We start from the raw sequence: 21,786 nt of genomic DNA, 5'->3' as shown, positions 1-21,786 counted from the left end.
ACCTGCTCCGCCACAACATGACCATCCCCCCGGCCGCCGCGGGGTGATCCATGGCGGCGGCCGGGCCCTTCGGGGCCCGGCCGCCGCTTCGTCGCCCCTCTCTCTTCGGCAGATTCCTCAACCCGCGTTTCCCGGAAGGAAGTACCGAACACATGGCTGAGCAACTGGACGGCACCGTAGCGATGGTCACCGGCGCGAGCAGCGGCATCGGCCGGGCCGCGGCCCGGCAACTGGCCGCGCGAGGAGCCGCCGTCGCGCTCGTGGCACGCCGCAAGAACCGGTTGACGGAACTGGCGGACGAGATCAACGCGGCGGGAGGCACCGTGACGGTCGTGGACGCGGACATCACCGACCGCAAGCAGGCGTCCACCGCGGTGGAGCGCACGATGACCGAGCTGGGACGGCTGGACACCGTGGTGAACTGCGCGGGGGTGATGCTCACCGGCCCCGCCGACGAGGCTCCCGTGGAGGAGTGGGAGCGGATGGTCTCACTGAACGTGATGGGCCTGCTCCATGTCTCGCACGCGGCCCTCCCCCATCTGATCAGCGGGGCCGAGAGCAGCTCGCGCCGGGTTGCCGACCTGGTCAACGTCAGCTCGGGCGCCGCCCGGACGGCCCGCGGGGGCGCAGCCGTCTACGCCGCGACGAAGATGGGCGTGAACACCTTCAGCGAAGCCCTGCGCCAGGAGGCCGCTCCGCACAACGTGCGGGTCTCGATCGTCGAACCCGGGGCCGTGGACACGGAGTTGTTCGATCACCAGCGGCCGGCGGTCCGGGAGCACTTCGCGCAGTGGCTGGCCGACGTGGAGAAGCTGTGGCCCGAGGACATCGCGGACGCGATCGAGTACATCGTCACCCGGCCGCGCCGCGTCACCGTGAACGACATCATGGTCCGCCCCACCGACATGCACTGAGCAGCAGGGAGGGGAAGGAAGCGAGACGATCATGCCTTTCGCTGTCGCCCACGGCACGCCGGGAACTGTCCGATGACCCCGGTCGGCGGTGCCGCCACCGAGACCGATGTACTGCTGCGGGTCGAAGGCCGTGCCGGCCGTATCACTCTCAACAGGCCCGAAAAGCTCAACGCCCTGACCCACCCCATGGTCCGCACGATCGACGCGGCGCTCGCCGCCTGGGCGCGCGACCCGACTGTCGCGACGGTGGTGATGACCGGCGCGGGAGAGCGGGGCCTGTGCGCCGGCGGCGACATCCGCCTCTTCCACGACGACGCACGCACCGGGGGCGGCAGGGCATCGGCTGCCTTCTGGGCCGACGAGTACCGTCTCAACGCCCGGATCGCCCGCTTCCCCAAGCCCTATGTCGCCGTCATGGACGGCATCGTGATGGGCGGCGGGGTCGGTGTGTCGGCCCACGGCAGCGTACGGATCGTCACCGAACGCTCGCAGGTCGCCATGCCCGAGACCGCCATCGGCCTCGCCCCCGACGTGGGGGGCACCTGTCTGCTGGCACGCGCACCCGGCGAACTCGGTACGCATCTGGCGCTGACCGGTGCTCCGGTCGGCGCGGCCGATGCCGTCCTCTGCGGGCTCGCCGATCACTTCGTGCCGTCCGTACTGGTGCCGGGGCTCCTCGCCTCCCTTGCCGGATCACCCGTGCCCGAGGGGCTCGCCCGTTACGCCGCGGAGCCACCGGCCGGTGCACTGACCGGGCACCGGGACTGGATCGATCACTGCTACGCCGCGGACTCGGTCGAGGAGATAGTGGACCGACTGCTCGACTGCGGTGCCCCGGAGGCGAAGGCCACCGCCGACACGATCCTGGCCCGGTCGCCCACTGCTCTCAAGGTCACCTTGGCCGCGCTGCGCCGGGCTCGTTCCCTGGACTCGCTGGAACGTGTGCTGGAGCAGGAGTACCGGGTCTCATGTGCGGCGCTCTCCTCTCCCGATCTGGTGGAAGGCATCCGGGCCCGGATCATCGACAAGGACCGCGCCCCACGCTGGTCCCCCGCCTCCCTCCGCGACGTCACGGACGAGACCGTGGCGCGCTTCTTCGCCCCGCTCGGCGAGCGGGAACTCGTCATCGCCCTCGATGACTTCCTCCAGGAGGTGCCCCAGTGAACGCACACGTGGGTTTCGTCGGTCTCGGCCACATGGGCGGGCCGATGGCCGCCCATCTGGTCACGGCCGGGTACCGGGTACGCGGCTTCGACCTGGCCCCCGAAGCGCGGGCGGCGGCAGCCGCGGCGGGCGTCGAAGTGGTCACGTCGGCGGCGGAGGCCGCGGCGGGCGCCGATGCGGTGATCACCATGCTGCCCGTCGGCCGCCATGTCCTCTCCGTCTACCAGGAGGAGGGGCTGCTCGCGGCGGCGGCGCCCGGCACCCTGTTCATCGACTGCTCGACCATCGACGTGGCCGACGCACGCACCGCCCACGAGGCCGCCGTCCGGGCCGGTCACCGCGCCCTGGACGCGCCGGTATCCGGGGGTGTGATCGGTGCCGAGGACGCCACGTTGACCTTCATGGTGGGCGGTGGCGCGGAGGATCTCCCGCAGGCCGATCCGCTGCTGGCGGCCATGGGCCGCAAAGTGGTGCACTGCGGTCCCGCGGGCGCCGGCCAGGCGGCCAAGATCTGCAACAACATGATCGTCGGCATCTCCATGATCGCGGTGAGCGAGGCGTTCGTACTCGCCGAGAGCCTGGGTCTGTCCCACGAAGCGCTCTACGACGTGGCCTCGACCTCCTCCGGACAGTGCTGGGCACTGACGGTCAACTGCCCGGTGCCCGGTCCGGTGCCCACCAGCCCCGCCAGTCACGGTTACCGGCCCGGTTTCGCCGCCCCGCTGATGGCCAAGGACCTGGGGCTCGCCGCGAGCGCCGCCCGGGCCGGCGGAGTGAACGCCGAACTGGGCCTGCGCGCGGCCGAGTTGTACGCGGGGTTCGCCCAGGGCGCGGGGGCGCACGAGGACTTCTCCGGGATCGTACGAGTCATCAGGGAGGGGGAGATCACGCGCCAACCGGACGGCAGCAGTCCCGGGTGACCGGCGCCGCCGCACAGACGAACTCTTCCGGCACCGACTCCGATCCCCTCCCCCGGAAACAGCGAAAAGGTCGGCCCAGCATGTCGAAAGTACTCATCCTCGTAGGCCATCCGGATCTGTCCCGGTCGAAGCACAACGCGGCACTGCTCGACGGTGTCAAGGACCTCGACCACGTGACCGTGCACGATCTCTACGCCACGTACCCCGATTTCGCCGTCGACGGCGACGCGGAGCGGGACCTGATCGCCGAGCACGATGTCATCGTCTTCCAGCACCCGATGCACTGGTACAACACCACCCCCCTCTTCCAGCAGTGGCAGGACACCGTCCTGACCCACGGCTGGGCGTTCAACTACGAGGGCAGACGGAGCCGGACGGCCGGCAAGAAGGGCATGGTCGCCGTCACCATCGGCGGCACGCAGGCCCAGTACACCTACGAGGGCCTGGTCGGCCGTACCGCCGATGAACTCCTCAACAACTGGGACAGCACGCTGCGCCTGTGCCAGTTCGACATACAGCCGGTCTTCAAGCTCTACGGCACCAACTTCGGCGTCCCGCACGAGGACATCGTGTCCGCAGGCAAGCAGTACCGCGCGCTGCTGTCTTCCTTCTCCTGACCAGCGATGGGCCCGGCCAGGAGGGCAAGGATCTCCCGCCCGGCAGGCGGAGGCCGACCCGCGCTACTCCAACGTCAAAAATTCGCTACCAGCAAAGAATTTATGCCGCTCCAGCGTGTCGGGCGTCGCTACCATCGTCTTCATGACGAAAAGCACGCGAAAGGCCGCAGCCGAGTCCGCACCCACCAGCGGGGCGAAGGAGACTTCGACCGGTCGGCCCTCGGCCCGGCGCGAGCTCGTCGAGAACGAGATGTTCGAACAGGCGTCCCGGCTGTTCGCCGAGCGAGGCTTCGCCGGCACCAACCTGGGGGACATCGCCGAGGCCATGGGCATCACCCGCCCGGCCCTCTACTACTACGTGAAGAGCAAGGACGAGCTGCTGGCCAAGCTCGTCGAGGAGATGACAGAAGGACCGGCGGCGGAGATCGAGGCCCTCGCGGCGGACTCCGACTCCGATCCCGCGGACCGGCTGCGCCGCATCGCACACCTGATCACCCTGCAACGGGCAAGTCAGCCGAGCCGTTTCCAACTGCTGCTGCGCTCGGAGGCGGACCTTCCGCCAGCCGTGGCCGAGACCCAGCGGGCCGCCCAGCGCAGCACCCTGCGCCATCTGATCCAGGTGATCGACGAAGGCGTCCTCAAAGGACAGTTCCGTCCGGTCGAGACACGCACGGCGGCACTCGCGGTCGCCGGGATGTGCAACTGGGTGGCCTGGTGGCACCACCCGGGCGGCGAGCACGGCCAGAACCCGGAGGACACTGCGGACCAGATCGCGGAACTGGCGCTGGCCATGGTGCAGCAGACCACCCTGAGGACCCCCGAGACACCCGGCCCCAGGGCCGCCCTCGCACTACTGCGCCAGGACCTCGACTACCTGGAACGGACACTGGACGAACAGACCCGCGACGACTCCTAGGATCCCTCGGACCCCTCGCACCACTGCACCAGGACCTCGACGAGGTCCATGTCCTTCTCACGTACGGGCCGTCGATCTGCACGATGGCCGACATCGGAGCCCCATGAGCCCGTCCACACCCCCCGATGAGCGTCCGCTGCGCGCCGACGCCCGTCAGAACGTCGAGCAGATCCTGCAGGTCGCGCAGGACGTCTTCGCCGACCTCGGTTACCAGGCGTCGATCGCGGAGGTCGCCCGGCGCTCCGGTCTGGGCATGGGCACCATCTACCGGCACTTCCCGAACAAGACCGCCCTGGTGGAACACGTCGCGGTCAAGGTGATGCAGGAGAGCTTGGCCGAGGTGCGACGAGCCCTGGCCGAACAATCGGCCACGTGGACCGCGTTCGCCCGGGTGGTGCGTCACATGGTGCGGCTGCGCAGCAGCCAGCTCTTCCCCGTGTCCCGGGGCCGTGCCAAGGAACCGGGCCCCGAACTGGCCGACATCCGCGCCCAGCTCCTGACCGCCCTGGAAGACCTGGTGGCCCGGACCCAGCGCGCGGGAGCCCTGCGCGAGGACGTGACCGCCTACGACGTCGTCCTGATGCTCAACTCGATCCCCCCACGGCTGCCCGATGCCGAGGACGACGGCCCCGCGGCGGACCTGACCGACCGCTGTGTCGGCGTACTCCTCGACGGGCTGCGTGCCCCCGGCGCCGAGACACTGTCCCGACCGGCCCCCGGCCGCCGGGAGATCGACCAGTTCTTCCGCACCATGTACGGCTTGTGACTGTGCGGCTGCTCAGAACATGGTGTTGTCGTTCGCGGACGTCTCGGGGATGTCCTGGATGACGTCCCAGTGCTCGACGATCTTGCCCTTCTCGAACCGGAAGATGTCCATCACCGCGGCACCGCGGTCAGCCGCGTCATAGGTCCTCTTGTAGTGCACCGCCACCAGGTCCTTCTCACCGAACACCCGCTTGAAGTCGAACTTCAGGTCCGGGGACTGGGTGGTCCGCCACGTCACATACGCGACGAACGGCTTCGTACCGTCGGCGGACAGCGGGTTGTGCTGGATGAACTCGTCGCCCACGTAGCGGTCCGCGGCCGCCTGAGGCTGCTTCTTGTTGAAGGCCAGGTCCAGGAAGGCAACGGCGACGCGCTCGTTGTGCTGCACCTGGCTCTCCGGCCGGTGCCGGCCGCCGACGACCTCGGGACTGGCCGAGGCCGTACCGGCGACGGTGAGCGTGACTGCGGTGAGCGCGCCGACAGCAGCCAGGGCGGCTCGGCGGCGAGAGACAGAGGTCTTCATGGTCATCTCCTGGTGTTGGACACAATTGGTTCGCGCCACCGAGGTGGTCCGACCGGATACACGAACGGCCGACACGCCATGGGCGACGCCGAATCGCTGAAGAACGGGTACTGGCCGGCGGGGCGTCCCCGTTCCTTCGCTCCTGCGGGCCGGTGAACCGCCCCGCAGTACCGACCGTAAAAGCAGCTCTGCCAGGGCGGGAGAGGAGAGTTTGTCCATGGATCGGCGGTCCCTACTTGCGGCGACGCTCCCGTGGGCACGCAGATCATCGCCACCCTGCCGCCGGCCCGGCTCCCCCGCCGCAGGTCTCACCGCCTTCACCGGCGACGAAAACTCCACCGCTCCGGAGTCCACGCCGAACGGTCCGAGACCACGGCCGAATTGAAAGCGTCGGCGTCGGTCAGACGGGCGGCACCATGACCACTCCCGTCCTGGAGCCACCGGGCTGCACAAAGAATTCGAGTCGGCCTGGACGCCCGCATGGCGGATTCGGTGCAACAGGTGACCGACGACCTGATCGTGATGCACCGGGGCCGGGTCGTCGAGCACGGCACCACCGACCAGGTACTCACCGCACCCGAACACGCCTACACCCGCGCCCTGTTGGCCGCCGTCCCCCGCGAGGGCCGGCGCCCGACCCGCCATCCGTGTCGCCCGGTGCATGGGTGTCGGGCGTGTCGGTCCCCGCGAGGGGCACCTGAGGCATTCGCACGCACTGGCCCCCGCGGCAGGCGCGGAGCTGCCTGTCGGCAGACCGTGCCGACCGGCCCACCGCGAGCACCGCGTCGTCCCAGGCCTGCGTTACGGATGTGTTCCGAACTCTTGACGGCGGCCTTATGACTGCGTAGACATGACAGCGCAGACATGACTGCGTAGCCAGTCAGGTGCGGTTCTGACATCATCAGGCTCGTACATCCGGCCATCGGGAGACACCATGACGCGAGGATCAGCACGGAGCGGGAACGCCTCGGCTCCGCGCAGCGTGGACGTGGCCCGCCTGGCCGGGGTCTCGCAGAAGACGGTGTCGAGGGTCTTCAACGACGAGCAGTATGTCTCCGCCGAGGTTCGCCGACGCGTTCTCGAAGCCGCCGAAGAGCTCGGGTACCGGCGTAACAACGCCGCCCGGGCACTGGCCTCCGGGCGTACCCGCTCCATCGGAGTGGTGACCCTGGGCACCGCCCTGTACGGACCCGCCTCGCTCCTCATGGGTGTCGAGCGGGTCGTCCGGGACACGGGCTACGCGCTGCGCGTGGTCAACACGATGGAAGGCGACCCGGCGGGCATGGCCGGTGCCGTGGACTCGCTCCTCGATCAGGGCGTGGACGGCATCGTCATCTCCGAACCGATCGACGAAGCCGGTGCCGAAGGGGACTCTTCCCTCCGCATCGACGTTCCGGTCCTCGTCCTCGGCGCGCCCTCCTCCGTCACCGCACTCACGGTCCTGACCGCGGGGGACGGCGCCGACCTGATGGCCCACACCGCCACCGAGCACCTGCTGGAGCTCGGCCATCCGACGGTCCATCACCTGGCCGGCCCGCAGAGGTGGTACGCCGCCCGCGACCGGTTCGAGGGATGGCGGGCGACCCTTACCAAGCACGGCCGGGATGTGCCGCCGGTCGTCGAGGGTGACTGGTCGGCCGCGTCCGGCTACGCGGCGGGCCGCGAACTGGCCGAAGACCGTGACGTCACCGCGGTGTTCGCCGCCAACGACGACATGGCGATCGGCCTGATCCGCGCCCTGACCGAGGCCGGGCGGCGGGTACCGGAGGACGTCAGTGTCGTCGGCTTCGACGACATTCCGGTCGCCGCGTATGTGACTCCTCCGCTGACCACGGTGCGGCAGCCGTTCGACGCCGTGGCGCAGGAGGGGCTCAAGCGACTCGTGCATGCCATCGAGAACCCGGACGCGGCCCCCCTGCCCGCCGGCGCCCCACCGATCGACCTGATCGTGCGGGCCTCCACCGCGCCTCCGCCGGGCCGGACGCCTCCGGCTCGTGGCCGGCGTACCGCCTCGCGTTCCCGCGGGGGCGCACACCATCCGCCGCTGCCGAACGGAGGCCCACCCAGCCACCACTGAACAGCACCGATCAGCCCAGACAGCACATGCGCAAGGCCCGCGCGTGATCCCAGGACGAGTCGCTTCCTCCGGTCACGCCCCGCCCCTTCAGACGCCCCCGCCACACGATCGACGCGGGGACGCCCCTGAACCCAGCAGCCGCTGAGCCACGCTTCCACACGGTCTCCGCCTCTGCTCCGTCCGCATTCCTCTCCGGCCGCCGTCTCCACTTCCCCACACGGAACGCTCATCGGCCCCGGTCCACGAGGACACGCACCCGGCCCCCGTCGGCTCCAGAGCCCCGGTCGACGTGTCCACGCCTCTCTTCCAGCACGCTTCCGCACGCCCTTGCCAGGCGTGCCGTCATCTTCGCCACCGGCGGGAGTTCACCATGCCCAGAAACACGTCCACCTCCATGTCCGACCCCTCTTCGATGAGCCGTCGGCTGTTCCTCGCCACGACGGGCGCCCTGTCGCTCGGCGCGGCGCTCACCGCCTGCGGCGGCGGTGACTCCGGCAGTTCCTCCGGCTCCAGCAAGCCGGTGAGCCAGGCCGACATCGACAAGGCGATGAAGACGCCGACCGAGCTGACGTTCTGGACCTGGGTCCCGAACATCGACAAGGAGGTCGCGCTCTTCGAGGCCAAGTACCCGGCCGTCAAGGTCAAGGTCGTCAACGCCGGCCAGGGCACGCCCCAGTACACCAAGCTGCGCACCGCACTGAAGGCCGGCAGCGGCGCCCCGGACATGGTGCAGATGGAGTTCCAGGCCATCCCGACCTTCACCATCACCGACAGCCTCCTCGACCTGCGGCCGTACGGCGCCTCCGCGCTCAAGTCCACGTTCGTCGACTGGACCTGGGGCCAGGTCAGCGGGAGCAAGGGCGAGGTCTGGGCGATCCCGCAGGACACCGGCCCGATGGGCATGCTGTACCGGCAGGACATCTTCGACGAGCACGGCATCGACGTCCCCACGACCTGGGACGAGTTCGCCGCCGCGGCCCGCAAGCTGCACAAGGCCGACCCGGACGTGTACCTCACCAACCTCGCCGCCAACCAGGTCGCCGCCTGGCACGGCCTGCTCTGGCAGGCGGGCGGCAAGCCGTACGTCACCTCCGGCAAGAGCGACATCACCATCAGTGTCGACGACGCGGTGTCGAGGAAGCTCGGCGCGTACTGGGGCGGGCTCGCCAAGGAGGGAGTCATCGGCGTGGAGCCGGACTTCACCGACTCCTGGTATGCCGCGCTGAACAAGGGCAAGTACGCCACCTGGCTCACCGGGGCCTGGGGCCCGGCCTTCCTCTCCGGTTCCGCCAAGGCGACCGCGGGCAAGTGGCGCGCGGCCCCGCTCCCCCAGTGGGACGCGTCCAAGCCCTCCTCCGGCAACTGGGGCGGCTCGACGACCGCCGTGATCCGCTCCACCAAGAACCCCATCGCGGCCGCGATGTTCGCGCAGTTCCTCAACAGCGACCCGGCCAGCGCGAAGATGTTCGCCACCGAGCAGTTCTTCTTCCCCGCCACCAAGGCCCTCCTCGCCGACGCCTCCTTCCTCGGAGACGCGCCCGCCTTCTACGGCGGCCAGAAGGTCAACCAGGTCTTCGCCGACATCAGCACCAAGGTCGACCCCTCCTTCCAGTGGCCGCCGTTCCTCGACCAGGCGGCGACGGACTGGACGGAGACGGTCGGCAAGTCCCTCGCCGACAAGACCGACACCCTCCGCGGGCTCGGCACCTGGCAGTCGCGGCTGACCACCTACGCAAAGGGCCAGGGCTTCACCGTCAAGACGCCGTAACGGTCCCTCGGGTCCCGTGCGGCGGCGCGGGACCTGCCCCCCACCCACCGGCACAGTCCCATTCCTCAGAAAGGGCCGATGATGACTGCCACAACCGCGGCCTCCCCCAAAGGCCGGCGACGAGACGGGCCGACCCGTCGGGGCCGCGGCGGCAAAAGCCGTCACCGGGCAGCAGGGCCACTGTTCGTCGCACCCTTCATGGTGCTGTTCCTGCTGCTGTTCCTCGCCCCGCTCGGCTACGCCGCCTACCTCAGCCTCTTCCAGGAGCGCCTGATCGGCGGAACGGCTTTCGTCGGCCTCGACAACTACACCCAGGCCCTGGGCGACCCGCAGTTCCTCCACGGCATCGGGCGCGTCGCGCTGTTCTTCGTGATCCAGGTCCCGCTGATGCTGCTCCTCGCGCTGCTGTTCGCCCTCGCGCTCGACAGCGGCCTGCTCCGCCTCGCCCGCGTGATCCGGCTCGGCATCTTCGTCCCGTACGCCGTGCCGAGCGTGGTCGCCGCCCTGATGTGGGGTTATCTCTACGGCCCGGACTTCGGCCCGTTCGCCCAGCTCAGCCGCAAACTCAGCCTGCCTGCCCCCGACTTCCTCAGCGACGGCTGGATGCTCGGCAGCCTGGCGAACATCGTGACCTGGGAGTTCGTCGGCTACAACATGATCATCCTGTACGCCGCCCTGCGCACCATCCCCGAGGAGCTGTACGAGGCGGCCGCCATGGACGGCGCCGGCGCCTGGCGGGTCGCCTGGTCGATCAAACTGCCGGCACTCCGGCCCGCGATCCTGCTCACCCTGCTGTTCTCGGTGATCGGCAGCTTCCAGCTGTTCAACGAGCCGAAGCTGTTGATGAGCATCGCCCCGGACGTGATCAGCAGCTCCTACACGGCCAACCTCTACGCCTACACGCTCGCCTTCACCGGCCAACAGGTCAACTACGCGGCCACGGTGTCCTTCCTCCTCGGCCTCGTCATCGTGATCGCCTCCTACGCCGTCCTGCTCACCGCGAACCGCAGGAGGACCCCGTGACGAGCACGATCCCCACAGCGAAGGCCGCCCCCGTGACGGACCCGCCCCCCGCCGCACCGGCTCGGCGCCGGTCCGCCACCCGGCGCCGCAGCACCCCACTCACCATCGCCATGCTGGCCGTCCTGGCCTATTTCCTGCTCCCGCTGTTCTGGCTGCTGGTCGCCTCGACCAAGAGCACCCAGGACCTGTTCAACAGCTTCGGCCTGTGGTTCTCGCACGCCCCGCAGCTGCTGACCAACATCAGGGAGACCTTCACCCAGGACGACGGCGTCTTCGTGCACTGGCTGCTCAACACGGTCGTGTACGCCGGAGTCAGCGCGGTCGGTGCCGCTCTGCTCGCGGCCGCCGGCGGGTACGGGTTCGCCAAGTTCCGCTTCCGCGGCGACCGGGCCGCCTTCAACCTCGTCCTCGGCGCCGTCATGGTCCCGGCCACCGCCCTGGCGATCCCGACCTATCTGCTCTTCGCGAAGGCCGGCCTGGTCAACACCCCCTGGGCGGTCATCCTGCCCTCGCTCGTCAATCCCTTCGGCCTGTACCTGATGCGCGTCTACGCCGAGGACGCCGTCCCGGACAGCATTCTGGAGGCCGCCCGTATCGACGGCGCCGGGGAAGCACGGATCTTCGGCACGATCGTGCTGCGACTCCTCGCGCCGGGCTTGGTCACCGTGCTGCTGTTCACCCTCGTGGCGACCTGGAACAACTACTTCCTGCCGCTGATCATGCTCAACGACCCCGATCTGTACCCGGTCACCGTCGGCCTCTCCTCCTGGGCCGCGCAGGCACAGAACGGCGGGGCCGGCGCCAGCAGCGACATGCTCGCCCTCGTCGTCACCGGGTCCCTGATCTCGATCGTGCCGCTCGTCGTGGCCTTCCTGCTGCTCCAGCGGTACTGGCAGAGCGGCCTGGCCGCCGGCGGCGTCAAGCAGTAACTCCCCCACCCCCCCATATCTTCCGGAGGTTCCCTTCATGGCGGCTCTGCCTGCCCGCGTCCTGTTCGGCGCCGCGTACTACCACGAATACCGACCCCCCTATGGCACCGAACGGCCGGACGAACGCCTCAAGACCGACCTCGACCTGATGGCCGACGCCCATGTCACCGTCATCCGGGTCGGCGAGTCGGTCTGGTCGACCTGGGAGCCCGAGAACGGCCGCTTCGACCTCGACTGGCTCCAGCCGGTCCTCGACGGCGCCCACGAGCGCGGCATCTCCGTCGTCCTGGGCACGCCGACGTACGCGGTCCCGCCGTGGCTGGCCCGTCAGTACCCGGAGATCACGGGCGAGCGGCGGACCGGTGAGCGCATCGGCTGGGGCGCCCGGCAGGAGGTCGACCTCACCCACCCCGCGTTCCGCTTCCACGCCGAGCGGGTCATCCGCAAGATCGTCGCCCGCTACGCCGACCACCCCGCGGTCATCGGCTTCCAGGTCGACAACGAACCCGGCCTGGAGCTCTTCCACAACCACGGCGTCTTCCAGCGCTTCGTGGACCATCTGCGGGAGAAGTACGGCGACGTCGAGACCCTCAACCGCGAATGGGGCCTGGTCTACTGGTCGCACCGGCTGTCCACCTGGGCCGACCTGTGGACCCCCGACGGCAACGCGCAGCCGCAGTACGACGTCGCCTGGCGGGAGTTCCAGGCGCGCCAGGTCACCGAGTTCATCGGCTGGCAGGCCGACATCGTCCGCGAGTACGCCGGGCCCGAGCACTTCGTCACCACCTGCATCTCGTACAAGCGCCCCGCGGTGGAGGACGACGAGCTGACCGACCGGCTCGACATCGCGTCCGGCAACCCGTACTACGGCATGCAGGACGGCCTGCTGCTGCCCGACCCCACCCCCGACGGCCACGAGCAGAAGTGGCAGACGACCGGCGTGTGGTCGCTGTACCAGACCGCCGACTGGATGTTCTCCTCCCGCCAGGAGCCGTTCCTCGTCACCGAGACCAACGCCGGCTCGATCGGCTTCCCGTGGGACAACCGGCCCGGCTACGACGGACAGTGGCGCCAGGCGGCCTGGGCGCTCGTCGGCCGTGGCGCGCGCATGATCGAGTACTGGCACTGGCACACCCTGCACTTCGGCGCCGAGACCTACTGGGGCGGCATCCTCCCGCACACGGGACAGCCCGGTCGCACCTACGCCGAACTCGCCCGGCTCGGCGGCGAGTTCGAGGCGGCGGGGGAGCTCGTCGCCGGACTGGAACCGGACGCCGACCTCACGATGGTCTACTCGACGCCCAGCAAGTGGCTGATGCAGAAGTACCCGCCGCTCGCGAAACCGGACGGCGAGCCGGACCCGGAGGCCTACCACCGCATCTTCGACCCCTTCTACCGGGGCGCCTTCGACGCGGGCCGCCAGGTGCGGATCGTGCACACCCGCCAGTTGCACGACCCGAGCGGCGAACGGGAGGGCCTCACCCCGCAGGAAGCCGCCCACCGCCACCCCGTCCTCGTCGTCCCCGGCCTGTATCTCGCCGCCGACACCACGCTCGACTGGTTCGCGGCCTACGCGGAAGCCGGCGGCCACCTCGTCCTCGGCCCGCGCACCGGCTACGCCGACCACGAGGCCCGCGCCCGCGCCGAGCGGGCCCCCGGGCGTCTCACCGAGGCCGCGGGCGTCAGCTACGACGAGTTCAGCAACCTCCTCCGGGAGGTCCCCGTGCGGCAGGTGCCCGGAGGACCGCTCGCCCTCCCCGAGGGCGCGACGGCGACCCACTGGGCCGACGGCCTCACCGTCACGGACGCCGAGGTGATGGTCACCTACGACCACCCGCACTTCGGCCGCTGGCCCGCCGTCACCACCCGCCGCCACGGCGCGGGCCGGATCACCTACGTCGGCACGGTGCCCGGCCGCGACCTCGCCCGGGCGCTGGCCGAGTGGCTGACGCCGTCCGCCCGCCACACCTGGGGCGACCTCCCGGCGACGGTCACCGCGACCACCGGCACCTCCCCCGACGGCCGCCGCGTCCACATCGTCCACAACTGGAGCTGGGAGCAGGCGAGCGTCCCCGTACCGGTGGACCTGTCCGACGCACTGAACGGAACTTCCGTCCTCGCCGGCACGGAGCTGGACCTCGACCCCTGGGACGTACGCGTGTTCGTCTCCGCCGACCCCGAGGGCACCGCTGCCTCCGAAACCCACAACCGTTCCTAGAACCTGCACCACCGTGGTCATCCCCGAAGGAGGGGCTATGCAGAGAAGAAGGCTGGCGAAGGCGCTGGGAGGCGCCGTCGGAGTGTCCGTGATGCTGGCCATACCCGCGTCCACCGCGCAGGCGTACAGCCCGACGGGCGGAACCCTCTACCAGCTCGGCAGCGAGCCGTGCCTGAAGGGGCGGGGCAACTGCGCGATCTACCCGAAGTCGGCGGAACTGCCCAGCGGACGCCTGGTCGCGTCGTTCGAGAAGTCCACGGTCGTGACGGCGACCGGCAGCGCCGACAAGCAGACCCTCCCGGTCTACAAGAGCGACGACCACGGAACGACCTGGCAGTCCCTGTCGGAGGTCAAGGCTCCGGCGTATCTGTCCAGCGACCCGCAGTACGCGAAGTACACCAGCAACTGGACCAACCCCTACCTCTACGTCCTCCCGCAGGACGTCGGGAACCTGAAGCAGGGCACGCTGCTCCTGGCGAGCGTCGTGTCGGGCGACGACTACTACTACAAGGAGCACAAGGCGGCCGACCCGAACTGGACGCCCACCAACGACGGCGACCGCAAGGACCTGGCGATCGCCCTGTACTCCAGCACCGACGACGGCGCGACCTGGAAGGTCGAGAACGTCGTCGCGACCGGCGGCTGGCAGGGTGGCAGCGCGGGCGCGGTCGGCCAGAACATCGCGGCCGCCAACACCAACCACCAGGTGGACCCCGTCTGGGAGCCGTACCTGATGGTCTACAAGGGCAAGCTCGTCTGCTACTACTCCGACGAGAACGACTACACCGGCTTCGACGCGACCACCGGCGTCCCCACCCTGGACCCCGCCAACGACACCGCCACGGACTCTCAGGGCCAGATCCTCGCCCACAAGACCTGGGACGGCACCAGTGCCTCGTGGAGCGCCCCCGTCGTCGACGTCGCCGGACTGACCCAGAACATGGGCGGCGGCAAGACCGAGATCGGCGGCGGCCGGCCGGGCATGGCGAACGTCGTCCGCACGACGGACGGCAAGTGGATGCTGCCCTTCGAGTACTGGGGCGGCGGAGCCAACACCCGATACGTGCTCGCCGACGACCCTCTGAAGTTCTTCACCGGCTCCGCCACGGGCACGGGCGTCACCGCCCTGCCGCTCGACGCCGGTTCCCACGCCCTCACGACGGGCGGCAGTCCGGTCCTCATCAGACTTCCCGGCGGTCGCCTGGTCTACAACGCCGCCGGCAGCGGCAACGTCTGGGTCAACGACAGCGGACGCAGCGACGGCACGTGGAAGGAGTACCAGACGACCTCGGCGGCCGGCTACAGCCGCAACCTGCAGTACGTCGAGGCCACCGGCCGCATCTCGATCCTCAACAACCAGGGCACCTCGACGCTCAAGTTCGCCGAGGTCGACCTCGGCCACACCGACGGCGCCTACTACCAGCTGGTGAACCGCAAGACCGACCAGGTGATCGGCACCGGGAACAAGACCAACGACGCCAACATCGGCAACGCAGACGTTCCCGACGTCCGGCTGGAGGCCCCCGGGTCGGCGGCGAACGCGGACACCCAGTACTGGCACGTGACGACCGAGCCGAACGGCGGCGTGAGCCTGCTGAACAAGTCGGGCGGCCGCGCGGCGGCGATCTGGACGGGCAACGCCACGGCCGGCCAGAAGATCGGCCAGTGGGTCGACAACAGCGCCACCGGCAGCTGGAACCTCGTCAAGACCAGCGACGGTTTCTACAAACTGCAGTCGGTCAAGAACACCAGCCTGTACCTGACCGGCGCGACCGCCGGGGCACAGCTGACCCTGCAGACCGCGCTCACGGACGGCTCACAGGACTGGGAACTCGTCCAGTAGGCCCCACCTTCCGGGAACTCTTGACGTGTCGAGTGTGACTGCGTAGACATGACTGCGCAGTCACGCTTGCGGACCCACCGCCAAGGGACCGCTGGAATCAGCGGGAGCGACTGACGCTCACCCCGCCCACGCGTCGCCCAAATGCCTGGTACCACCGCATCCTCCCCATCCCTCATTCGTAGTACCGAACGTCGGCCGACATCACGGACCTGGACTTCGTGGTACGCCCGCCAGAACCATCTCTCAGCAGAAAGACGGCCCGTTGTGAACACACAGCACGATGACCGCGCGAGCCTCGAACCCTGCGTCGTCGGAGTCGACTTCGGAACCCTGTCCGGACGGGCCGTGGTGGTCCGCGTCCGCGACGGGGCGGAGTTGGGGACGGCGGAGCACGCGTACGCACACGCGGTCCTGGACCGCGCGCTGCCCGACGGGACAGGGCTGCCGCCGGACTGGGCCCTGCAAGTGCCCTCCGACTACATCGACGTCCTGCGCCACGCGGTGCCGGAAGCACTGAGCCGTTCCGGAGTACGGCCCGAGCAGGTGATCGGCGTCGGTACGGACTTCACCGCATGCACGGTCCTTCCGGTGCTCGCCGACGGCACCCCGCTGTGTGAACTACCGGAACTCGCCGGCCGCCCGCACGCCTACGCCAAGCTCTGGCGCCACCACGCCGCCCAGAGCCACGCGGACCGGATCAACGCGCTGGCCGCCGAACACAAGGAGGCCTGGCTGGAGCGGTACGGCGGACGGATCTCCTCGGAGTGGGAGTTCGCGAAGGCGCTTCAGATGCTTGAGGAGGACCCGGAGGTCTACCGCCGGACGGAGCGCTGGGTGGAGGCCGCCGACTGGATCGTGTGGCAGCTGTGCGGGACGTACGTCCGCAACGCCTGCACCGCCGGGTACAAGGGCCAGTACCAGGACGGCGCCTACCCGTCCACCGACTACCTCACGGCACTGAACCCGGACTTCGCCGACTTCGTGACCGCCAAACTGGACCAGCCGATCGGCGAACTGGGCACTCCGGCCGGGACACTCACGGCCGAGGCCGCCGCCTGGACGGGGCTGCCCGAGGGCATCACGGTGTGCGTCGGCAACGTCGACGCCCATGTGACGGCACCCGCGGCGGGGGCCGTGGAGCCGGGACAGATGGTCGCCATCATGGGCACCTCCACCTGCCATGTGATGAGCTCCGACCGACAAGCCTCGGTACCGGGCATGTGCGGCGTCGTCGACGGCGGCATCCTGCCGGGCCTATGGGGTTACGAGGCCGGGCAGAGCGGCGTCGGCGACATCTTCGGCTGGTTCGTCCGCACCGGGTTCCCCGCCTCGTACGCCGAGGACGCCGCCGCGCTCGGCCGCGACCCGCACGAACACCTCACCGCCCTCGCCGCCGAACAGCGGGTGGGCGAGCACGGGCTGATCGCCCTGGACTGGCAGAGCGGCAACCGTTCCGTCCTCGTCGACCACGACCTCAGCGGCGTCCTGGTGGGCCTGACACTGTCCACCCGCCCGGAGGACGTCTACCGGGCGCTGCTGGAAGCCACCGCCTTCGGTACCCGCACCATCATCGAGGCGTTCGAAACCGCCGGAGTGCCGGTGGAGGAGCTCGTCATCGCGGGCGGTCTGACCAAGAACGCCCTGCTCATGCAGATCTACGCCGACGTCACCCGCCGTCCGCTGAGCCTCATCGGCTCCGCCCAGGGCCCGGCACTCGGCGCCGCCATGCACGCCGCTGTCGCCGCCGGCGCGCACCCGGACATCCGGGCCGCGGCCCACGCCATGGGCAAGGTCCACCGCGGGGCCTACCTGCCCGACCCCGAGCGGGCCGCGGCCTACGACCGTCTGTACGCCGAATACCGGCTCCTGCACGACTACTTCGGCCGCGGGGTCAACAAGGTCATGCACCGACTGCGCCACCTCCGCGCCGAAGCATCCGCCGCCTCCTGAACAGGGAAACCCTCATGGAAACCGACACCATCTCCTACCCCGACCACGAGATCTGGTTTCTCACCGGAAGCCAGGGCCTGTACGGCGACGACATACTGCACCAGGTCGCCGAACAGTCCCGCAGCATCTCCGAGACCCTGGGCCGGCCCGGGAAGATCCCGGTCAAGATCGTGTGGAAGCCGGTCCTCACCGACGCCGACTCGATCCGGCGGCTGTGCCAGGAGGCGAGCTCCTCCGACGTCTGCGTGGGCGTGATCGTGTGGATGCACACCTTCTCCCCGGCCAAGATGTGGATCGCCGGACTCAGCGCCCTGGACCGCCCGCTGCTGCACCTGCACACCCAGTACAACCTGTCGCTGCCCTGGCCGAGCATCGACATGGACTTCATGAACCTCAACCAGGCGGCCCACGGCGACCGCGAGTTCGGGCACATCGAGTCCCGGGTCGGCGTGGACCGCAAGATCGTCGCCGGTCACGCCACCGATCCCAGGGTCGTCCGGCGCGTGGCGGCCTGGGCGCGGGCCGCCGTCGGCCGGCAGACCTCGCGCGGCCTGCGCCTCGCGCGCTTCGGCGACAACATGCGCGACGTGGCCGTCACCGAGGGCGACAAGGTGGAGGCCCAGCTGCGGTTCGGCTTCTCCGTGAACACCTACGCCGTCAACGACCTGGTCGCCGTCGTCGACGCGGTCGAGGGCAAAGCCGCCGCCGAACTCGCCGAAGAGTACGTCGAGTCGTACGACGTCGTGGCCGCCCTGCGTCCCGGCAACATCCGCCACGACTCCCTGCTGTACGCCGCCCGTCTCGAACTCGGTCTGCGCGCCTTCCTCACCGAGGGCGGATTCACCGCCTTCACCACCAACTTCGAGGATCTCGGCGGGCTGCGTCAGCTGCCCGGCATCGCCGTGCAGCGGCTGATGGCCGACGGCTACGGCTTCGGCGGCGAGGGCGACTGGAAGACCTCGGCCCTGCTGCGCACGATGAAGGTCATGGGCACCGGACTCCCCGGCGGCACCTCCTTCATGGAGGACTACACCTACCACCTCGGCCCCGGAACCCCGCGAGTGCTGGGCGCCCACATGCTGGAGGTCTGTCCCTCGGTCGCCGCCGCCCGCCCCCGCTGCGAGATCCATCCCCTGTCCATCGGCGGCCGCGAGGACCCCGTCCGCCTGGTCTTCGACGCGGCCCCCGGCCCCGCCGTGGTCGTCGGCCTCTCCGACCTCGGCGACCGTTTCCGGCTCACCGCCAACGCCGTCGACGTCATCGCGCCCAGCGAACCCCTGCGCCGTCTGCCCGTGGCCAGGGCCGTGTGGACACCACGCCCCTCACTCGCCGAATCCGCCGAGAGCTGGCTACTGGCCGGCGCCCCGCACCACACCGTCCTCAGCTCGGCCGTCGACCTGGAGACCCTGACCGACTACGCCGCCATGACCGGCGTCGAACTGCTCACCATCGACGAGAACACCGCCACCGAGCAGTTCGCCAAGGAAGTCCGCTGGAACGCCGCGTACCACCGCCTCGCCCAGGCCCTGTGACGTCCATGTCGACACCCAAGGAGAACCCCCGATGACCGCACGAGTCCGCGACGGCCTGCGGCAAGAGGTACTGGACGCCAACCTGGCCATCCCCCAGGTCGGACTGGCGACGCTGACCTGGGGCAACGTGAGCGGCGTCGACCGCGAGGCCGGGGTCTTCGTGATCAAGCCCTCCGGAGTCCCCTACGAGGACCTCACCCTCGACCACCTGGTGACCGTCCGTCTCTCCGACGGCGCTGTCGTCGACGGAAACCTCCGCCCTTCCACCGACACCGAGACCCACCGCTGCCTGTACCTGGCGTTCCCGTCCATCGGAGGGGTCACCCACACCCACTCCACCCACGCGGTGGCCTTCGCCCAGGCCCGACGCGACGTGCCCGTCCTGGGCACCACCCACGCCGATACCTTCAACGGCCCCATCCCCTGCACCCCCGACCTCACCGCCGAGCAGTGCGCGAAGGACTACGAGTACAACACCGGCCGCATCATCGTGGACACGCTGCACGAAGACGACCGGAAAGCGGTCGAGGTCCCCGCCGCACTGGTTGCCAACCATGGCCCGTTCACCTGGGGCTCCAACGCCCGCAAGTCCCTCGAACACGCCATCATCTGCGAGGCCGTCGCCGACATCGCCATCCACACGCTGGCCCTGTCTCCGTCGGCCCCGCCGCCCCCACATCTCCTGAACCGCCACTACACCCGTAAACACGGCCCCGACGCCTACTACGGGAACCCGGAGATGGCGGCCTCCACGTGACAAGCCCTGTCCGTCACAAACGGGCCGGCTCCAACCGACCAGCTACGGTCGGCTGGAGCCGCTTCGTTCAACCCGGTGAGAACCGGACCACACCAAGCAGGGCTTAATTCTCGACCCCACCCGCTATTCCCGCTTCACCGCATAACCAGATACAGACGGCCATCGAACCGTCAACAATACGGATTCCTCCTCCGCAAACCAAGAGTGGTCGACTCCACGACCCCAGACAACGTAATCTCCCTGCCGCTCCAGAAGAACGCTCCGCCCCGGGAAATCCACGCGAAATCGGCCGCTGATGAGGACCAGGAGCGCCGTTCGCTCTTCACCCCTCACCCACTGCAGCCGTTCGTCACCACGTGGATGAACACCCCATTTGACCTCCACTGCCCGGGTGTGACGAGGATCATCGACTTCCTTGAAATGCCCAAGCAGCCATCCCCGGTCCAACGGTGCATCCTTGCCCGCATTTCCCACATAAACGCCGTCATTCATAACCCGGACCATATCAGCCGAATTGGAAATCGAAGTACCGCGCTCCGATTCCGAAGCGGCGCCGCTCATGGTGAACTCGACAATTCGTACCGCGCCATGCGCAAGTGCAGCGGCTTGCCCTGGCCTGCCCGGCAGCCCGCCGCGTCCCCGGTGCCGCCGAGTAAGTTCTCCGCGGCCGGAGAGGACTCGATGATCGACACGAGGGCGGGCATACGTCAATTGTCCTCATCACGTGTGGCGTGAGCGGCGAGTCTCACGCGTCGTGTGCCCGATGCCCTTGCGTGGCGGCGCCTCTAGCGTGAAAAGAGCGGATGACTTTCCAGGTGCGCCGCTGTGATCCGACCGAGGCGACGGAGTCCGACGAGGTGAGGCGCCGTCCGATGCGGTCGACGAAAGGTGGTTCTCGTGTGTGCGATGACGATCCAGGCCGGCCGACCGGCCACGGCACACCTTCTGGACGGGAGGGGCACTGCTCGGTCGATCAGGGCGGAGCTCAAGGAACGCGTCTCACATTTGACCGAGCGCGGCGTCAGGCCAGGGCTGGCAACCGTGCTGGTCGGCAGCGACCCCGCAAGCGCGGCCTATGTGGCCGGCAAGCACCGTGACTGCGAGGAGATCGGCATCCGGTCCCTGCGGGTCGAACTGCCGGATTCCGCGACCGAAGATGACGTCGTTTCAGCGGTGACCGAACTGAACGCGGATCCCCATTGCACCGGCCTGATCGTGCAGTTGCCGCTCCCGGCGGCGATCGACCGAGGAGCCGTACTGGAGAGCGTGGCTCCTGAGAAGGACGTCGACGGTCTGCATCCGACGAATCTCGGGCGACTCCTCATCGGCACGCCGGCGCCGCTGCCCTGTACACCCCGCGGCATCGTCGAGCTGCTGCGCCGGTATTGCGTTCCGCTGACCGGCGCCGATGTCGTCATCATCGGCTGCGGAGTAACCGTAGGCCGGCCCTTGGCCCTGCTGTTGACCCGGCACACGGAGAGCGCGACGGTGACGATGTGCCACGCGGAGACACGTGATGTGTCGGCCCATACCCGGCGTGCCGACATCGTCGTCGCCGCCGCCGGTGCGGCGGCGCTGGTTCAGGCCGACGACATCAGGCCCGGTGCCGTCGTCCTCGACGTCGGCATCACCCGGACCGAGGCCGGGATCGTCGGTGACGTCTCCGCGGACGTGGGCAACACCGCGCACATGCTCGCACCGATGCCCGGCGGCGTGGGCCCCATGACCCGGGCCATGCTCATGACCAACGTGGTCGAGGCTGCGGAACGATCGCTGACCGTTCGCTGAGATGCCCACGCGAACATCTGCACCAGGACGTTCGAGGTCTGCCACTCGTGCGCCCCCCATCACCCACCACCGCACACTCGCC

At 69.3% G+C, this 21,786-nt stretch carries 20 protein-coding genes; 17 read left to right on the top strand and 3 right to left on the bottom strand.

The window, feature by feature from the left end; all coding sequences use genetic code 11:
- Positions 1-152: 152 nt before the first annotated feature.
- The 6 genes from ABZ725_RS32610 (at position 153) to ABZ725_RS32585 (ending at position 5,297) form a co-directional block, all read left to right on the top strand.
- The gene (locus tag ABZ725_RS32610; RefSeq protein WP_358806080.1) at positions 153-914 is read left to right on the top strand and encodes an SDR family NAD(P)-dependent oxidoreductase; all 762 of its coding nucleotides are present in this window, start codon (positions 153-155) and stop codon (positions 912-914) included.
- Between the two features lie 72 nt (positions 915-986).
- Positions 987-2,078 (top strand): enoyl-CoA hydratase/isomerase family protein, encoded by a 1,092-nt coding sequence (locus tag ABZ725_RS32605; RefSeq protein WP_358806079.1) that lies wholly within the window; start codon positions 987-989, stop codon positions 2,076-2,078.
- The gene (mmsB, locus tag ABZ725_RS32600; protein WP_358806078.1) at positions 2,075-2,998 is read left to right on the top strand and encodes a 3-hydroxyisobutyrate dehydrogenase; all 924 of its coding nucleotides are present in this window, start codon (positions 2,075-2,077) and stop codon (positions 2,996-2,998) included. Before ABZ725_RS32605 ends, mmsB begins: the two co-directional genes overlap by 4 nt.
- A gap of 80 nt (positions 2,999-3,078) precedes the next feature.
- Complete coding sequence (locus tag ABZ725_RS32595) at positions 3,079-3,615, top strand: NAD(P)H-dependent oxidoreductase (RefSeq protein WP_358806077.1); 537 nt, start codon at positions 3,079-3,081, stop codon at positions 3,613-3,615.
- 142 nt (positions 3,616-3,757) lie between these two features.
- Positions 3,758-4,531, top strand: coding sequence for a TetR/AcrR family transcriptional regulator (locus tag ABZ725_RS32590; protein ID WP_358806076.1), 774 nt, complete (start codon positions 3,758-3,760; stop codon positions 4,529-4,531).
- Positions 4,532-4,634: 103 nt separating this feature from the next.
- The gene (locus tag ABZ725_RS32585; protein WP_358806075.1) at positions 4,635-5,297 is read left to right on the top strand and encodes a TetR/AcrR family transcriptional regulator; all 663 of its coding nucleotides are present in this window, start codon (positions 4,635-4,637) and stop codon (positions 5,295-5,297) included.
- A 12-nt stretch (positions 5,298-5,309) separates the two neighbouring features.
- Here ABZ725_RS32585 and ABZ725_RS32580 read toward each other — a convergent pair whose 3' ends face one another.
- Positions 5,310-5,819 carry a nuclear transport factor 2 family protein gene (locus ABZ725_RS32580; protein WP_358806074.1) on the bottom strand — a complete coding sequence of 170 codons (510 nt, stop codon included), beginning with the start codon at positions 5,817-5,819 and terminating at the stop codon, positions 5,310-5,312.
- A gap of 480 nt (positions 5,820-6,299) precedes the next feature.
- On the opposite strand from ABZ725_RS32580, the gene ABZ725_RS32575 reads away from it, so the two are divergent.
- The 10 genes from ABZ725_RS32575 to araD all read left to right on the top strand — a co-directional run bounded on the left by ABZ725_RS32575 (position 6,300) and on the right by araD (position 19,916).
- Complete coding sequence (locus ABZ725_RS32575; RefSeq protein ID WP_358806073.1) at positions 6,300-6,659, top strand: hypothetical protein; 360 nt, start codon at positions 6,300-6,302, stop codon at positions 6,657-6,659.
- 94 nt (positions 6,660-6,753) lie between these two features.
- Positions 6,754-7,896, top strand: coding sequence for a LacI family DNA-binding transcriptional regulator (locus ABZ725_RS32570; RefSeq protein ID WP_358806072.1), 1,143 nt, complete (start codon positions 6,754-6,756; stop codon positions 7,894-7,896).
- Between the two features lie 370 nt (positions 7,897-8,266).
- Positions 8,267-9,664 (top strand): sugar ABC transporter substrate-binding protein, encoded by a 1,398-nt coding sequence (locus ABZ725_RS32565; protein ID WP_358806071.1) that lies wholly within the window; start codon positions 8,267-8,269, stop codon positions 9,662-9,664.
- A gap of 81 nt (positions 9,665-9,745) precedes the next feature.
- Positions 9,746-10,687 (top strand): sugar ABC transporter permease, encoded by a 942-nt coding sequence (locus ABZ725_RS32560; RefSeq protein ID WP_358806070.1) that lies wholly within the window; start codon positions 9,746-9,748, stop codon positions 10,685-10,687.
- A gap of 32 nt (positions 10,688-10,719) precedes the next feature.
- On the top strand, positions 10,720-11,616 hold the full coding sequence (locus ABZ725_RS32555) for a carbohydrate ABC transporter permease (protein WP_358806221.1): 897 nt from the start codon (positions 10,720-10,722) through the stop codon (positions 11,614-11,616).
- A 37-nt stretch (positions 11,617-11,653) separates the two neighbouring features.
- A complete protein-coding gene (locus tag ABZ725_RS32550; protein WP_358806069.1) occupies positions 11,654-13,834 on the top strand; it encodes a beta-galactosidase in 2,181 nt (726 codons plus the stop codon).
- Between the two features lie 37 nt (positions 13,835-13,871).
- Positions 13,872-15,677, top strand: a complete 1,806-nt coding sequence (locus ABZ725_RS32545; protein ID WP_358806068.1) for an RICIN domain-containing protein — start codon at positions 13,872-13,874, stop codon at positions 15,675-15,677.
- Between the two features lie 264 nt (positions 15,678-15,941).
- A complete protein-coding gene (araB, locus tag ABZ725_RS32540) occupies positions 15,942-17,627 on the top strand; it encodes a ribulokinase (RefSeq protein ID WP_358806067.1) in 1,686 nt (561 codons plus the stop codon).
- A 14-nt stretch (positions 17,628-17,641) separates the two neighbouring features.
- Positions 17,642-19,159, top strand: a complete 1,518-nt coding sequence (gene araA / locus ABZ725_RS32535; RefSeq protein WP_358806066.1) for an L-arabinose isomerase — start codon at positions 17,642-17,644, stop codon at positions 19,157-19,159.
- A 31-nt stretch (positions 19,160-19,190) separates the two neighbouring features.
- A complete protein-coding gene (gene araD / locus ABZ725_RS32530; RefSeq protein ID WP_358806065.1) occupies positions 19,191-19,916 on the top strand; it encodes an L-ribulose-5-phosphate 4-epimerase AraD in 726 nt (241 codons plus the stop codon).
- 123 nt (positions 19,917-20,039) lie between these two features.
- On the opposite strand, the gene ABZ725_RS32525 is transcribed toward araD, so the two are convergent.
- Both ABZ725_RS32525 and ABZ725_RS32520 read right to left on the bottom strand, forming a co-directional pair.
- Positions 20,040-20,408, bottom strand: coding sequence for a signal peptidase I (locus ABZ725_RS32525; RefSeq protein ID WP_358806220.1), 369 nt, complete (start codon positions 20,406-20,408; stop codon positions 20,040-20,042).
- Positions 20,409-20,473: 65 nt separating this feature from the next.
- A complete protein-coding gene (locus tag ABZ725_RS32520) occupies positions 20,474-20,620 on the bottom strand; it encodes a hypothetical protein (protein WP_358806064.1) in 147 nt (48 codons plus the stop codon).
- A 202-nt stretch (positions 20,621-20,822) separates the two neighbouring features.
- Between ABZ725_RS32520 and ABZ725_RS32515 the strand changes: the two genes are divergently transcribed.
- Positions 20,823-21,704, top strand: a complete 882-nt coding sequence (locus ABZ725_RS32515; protein WP_351915103.1) for a bifunctional methylenetetrahydrofolate dehydrogenase/methenyltetrahydrofolate cyclohydrolase — start codon at positions 20,823-20,825, stop codon at positions 21,702-21,704.
- Positions 21,705-21,786: the final 82 nt, after the last annotated feature.

Origin of the sequence: Streptomyces sp. NPDC006872 (assembly GCF_040635845.1) — a bacterium.
Classification (GTDB): Bacteria; Actinomycetota; Actinomycetes; order Streptomycetales; family Streptomycetaceae; genus Streptomyces.
Note: the sequence above shows the minus strand (reverse complement) of the source record. Positions and strands in the feature narration are given on the sequence as shown.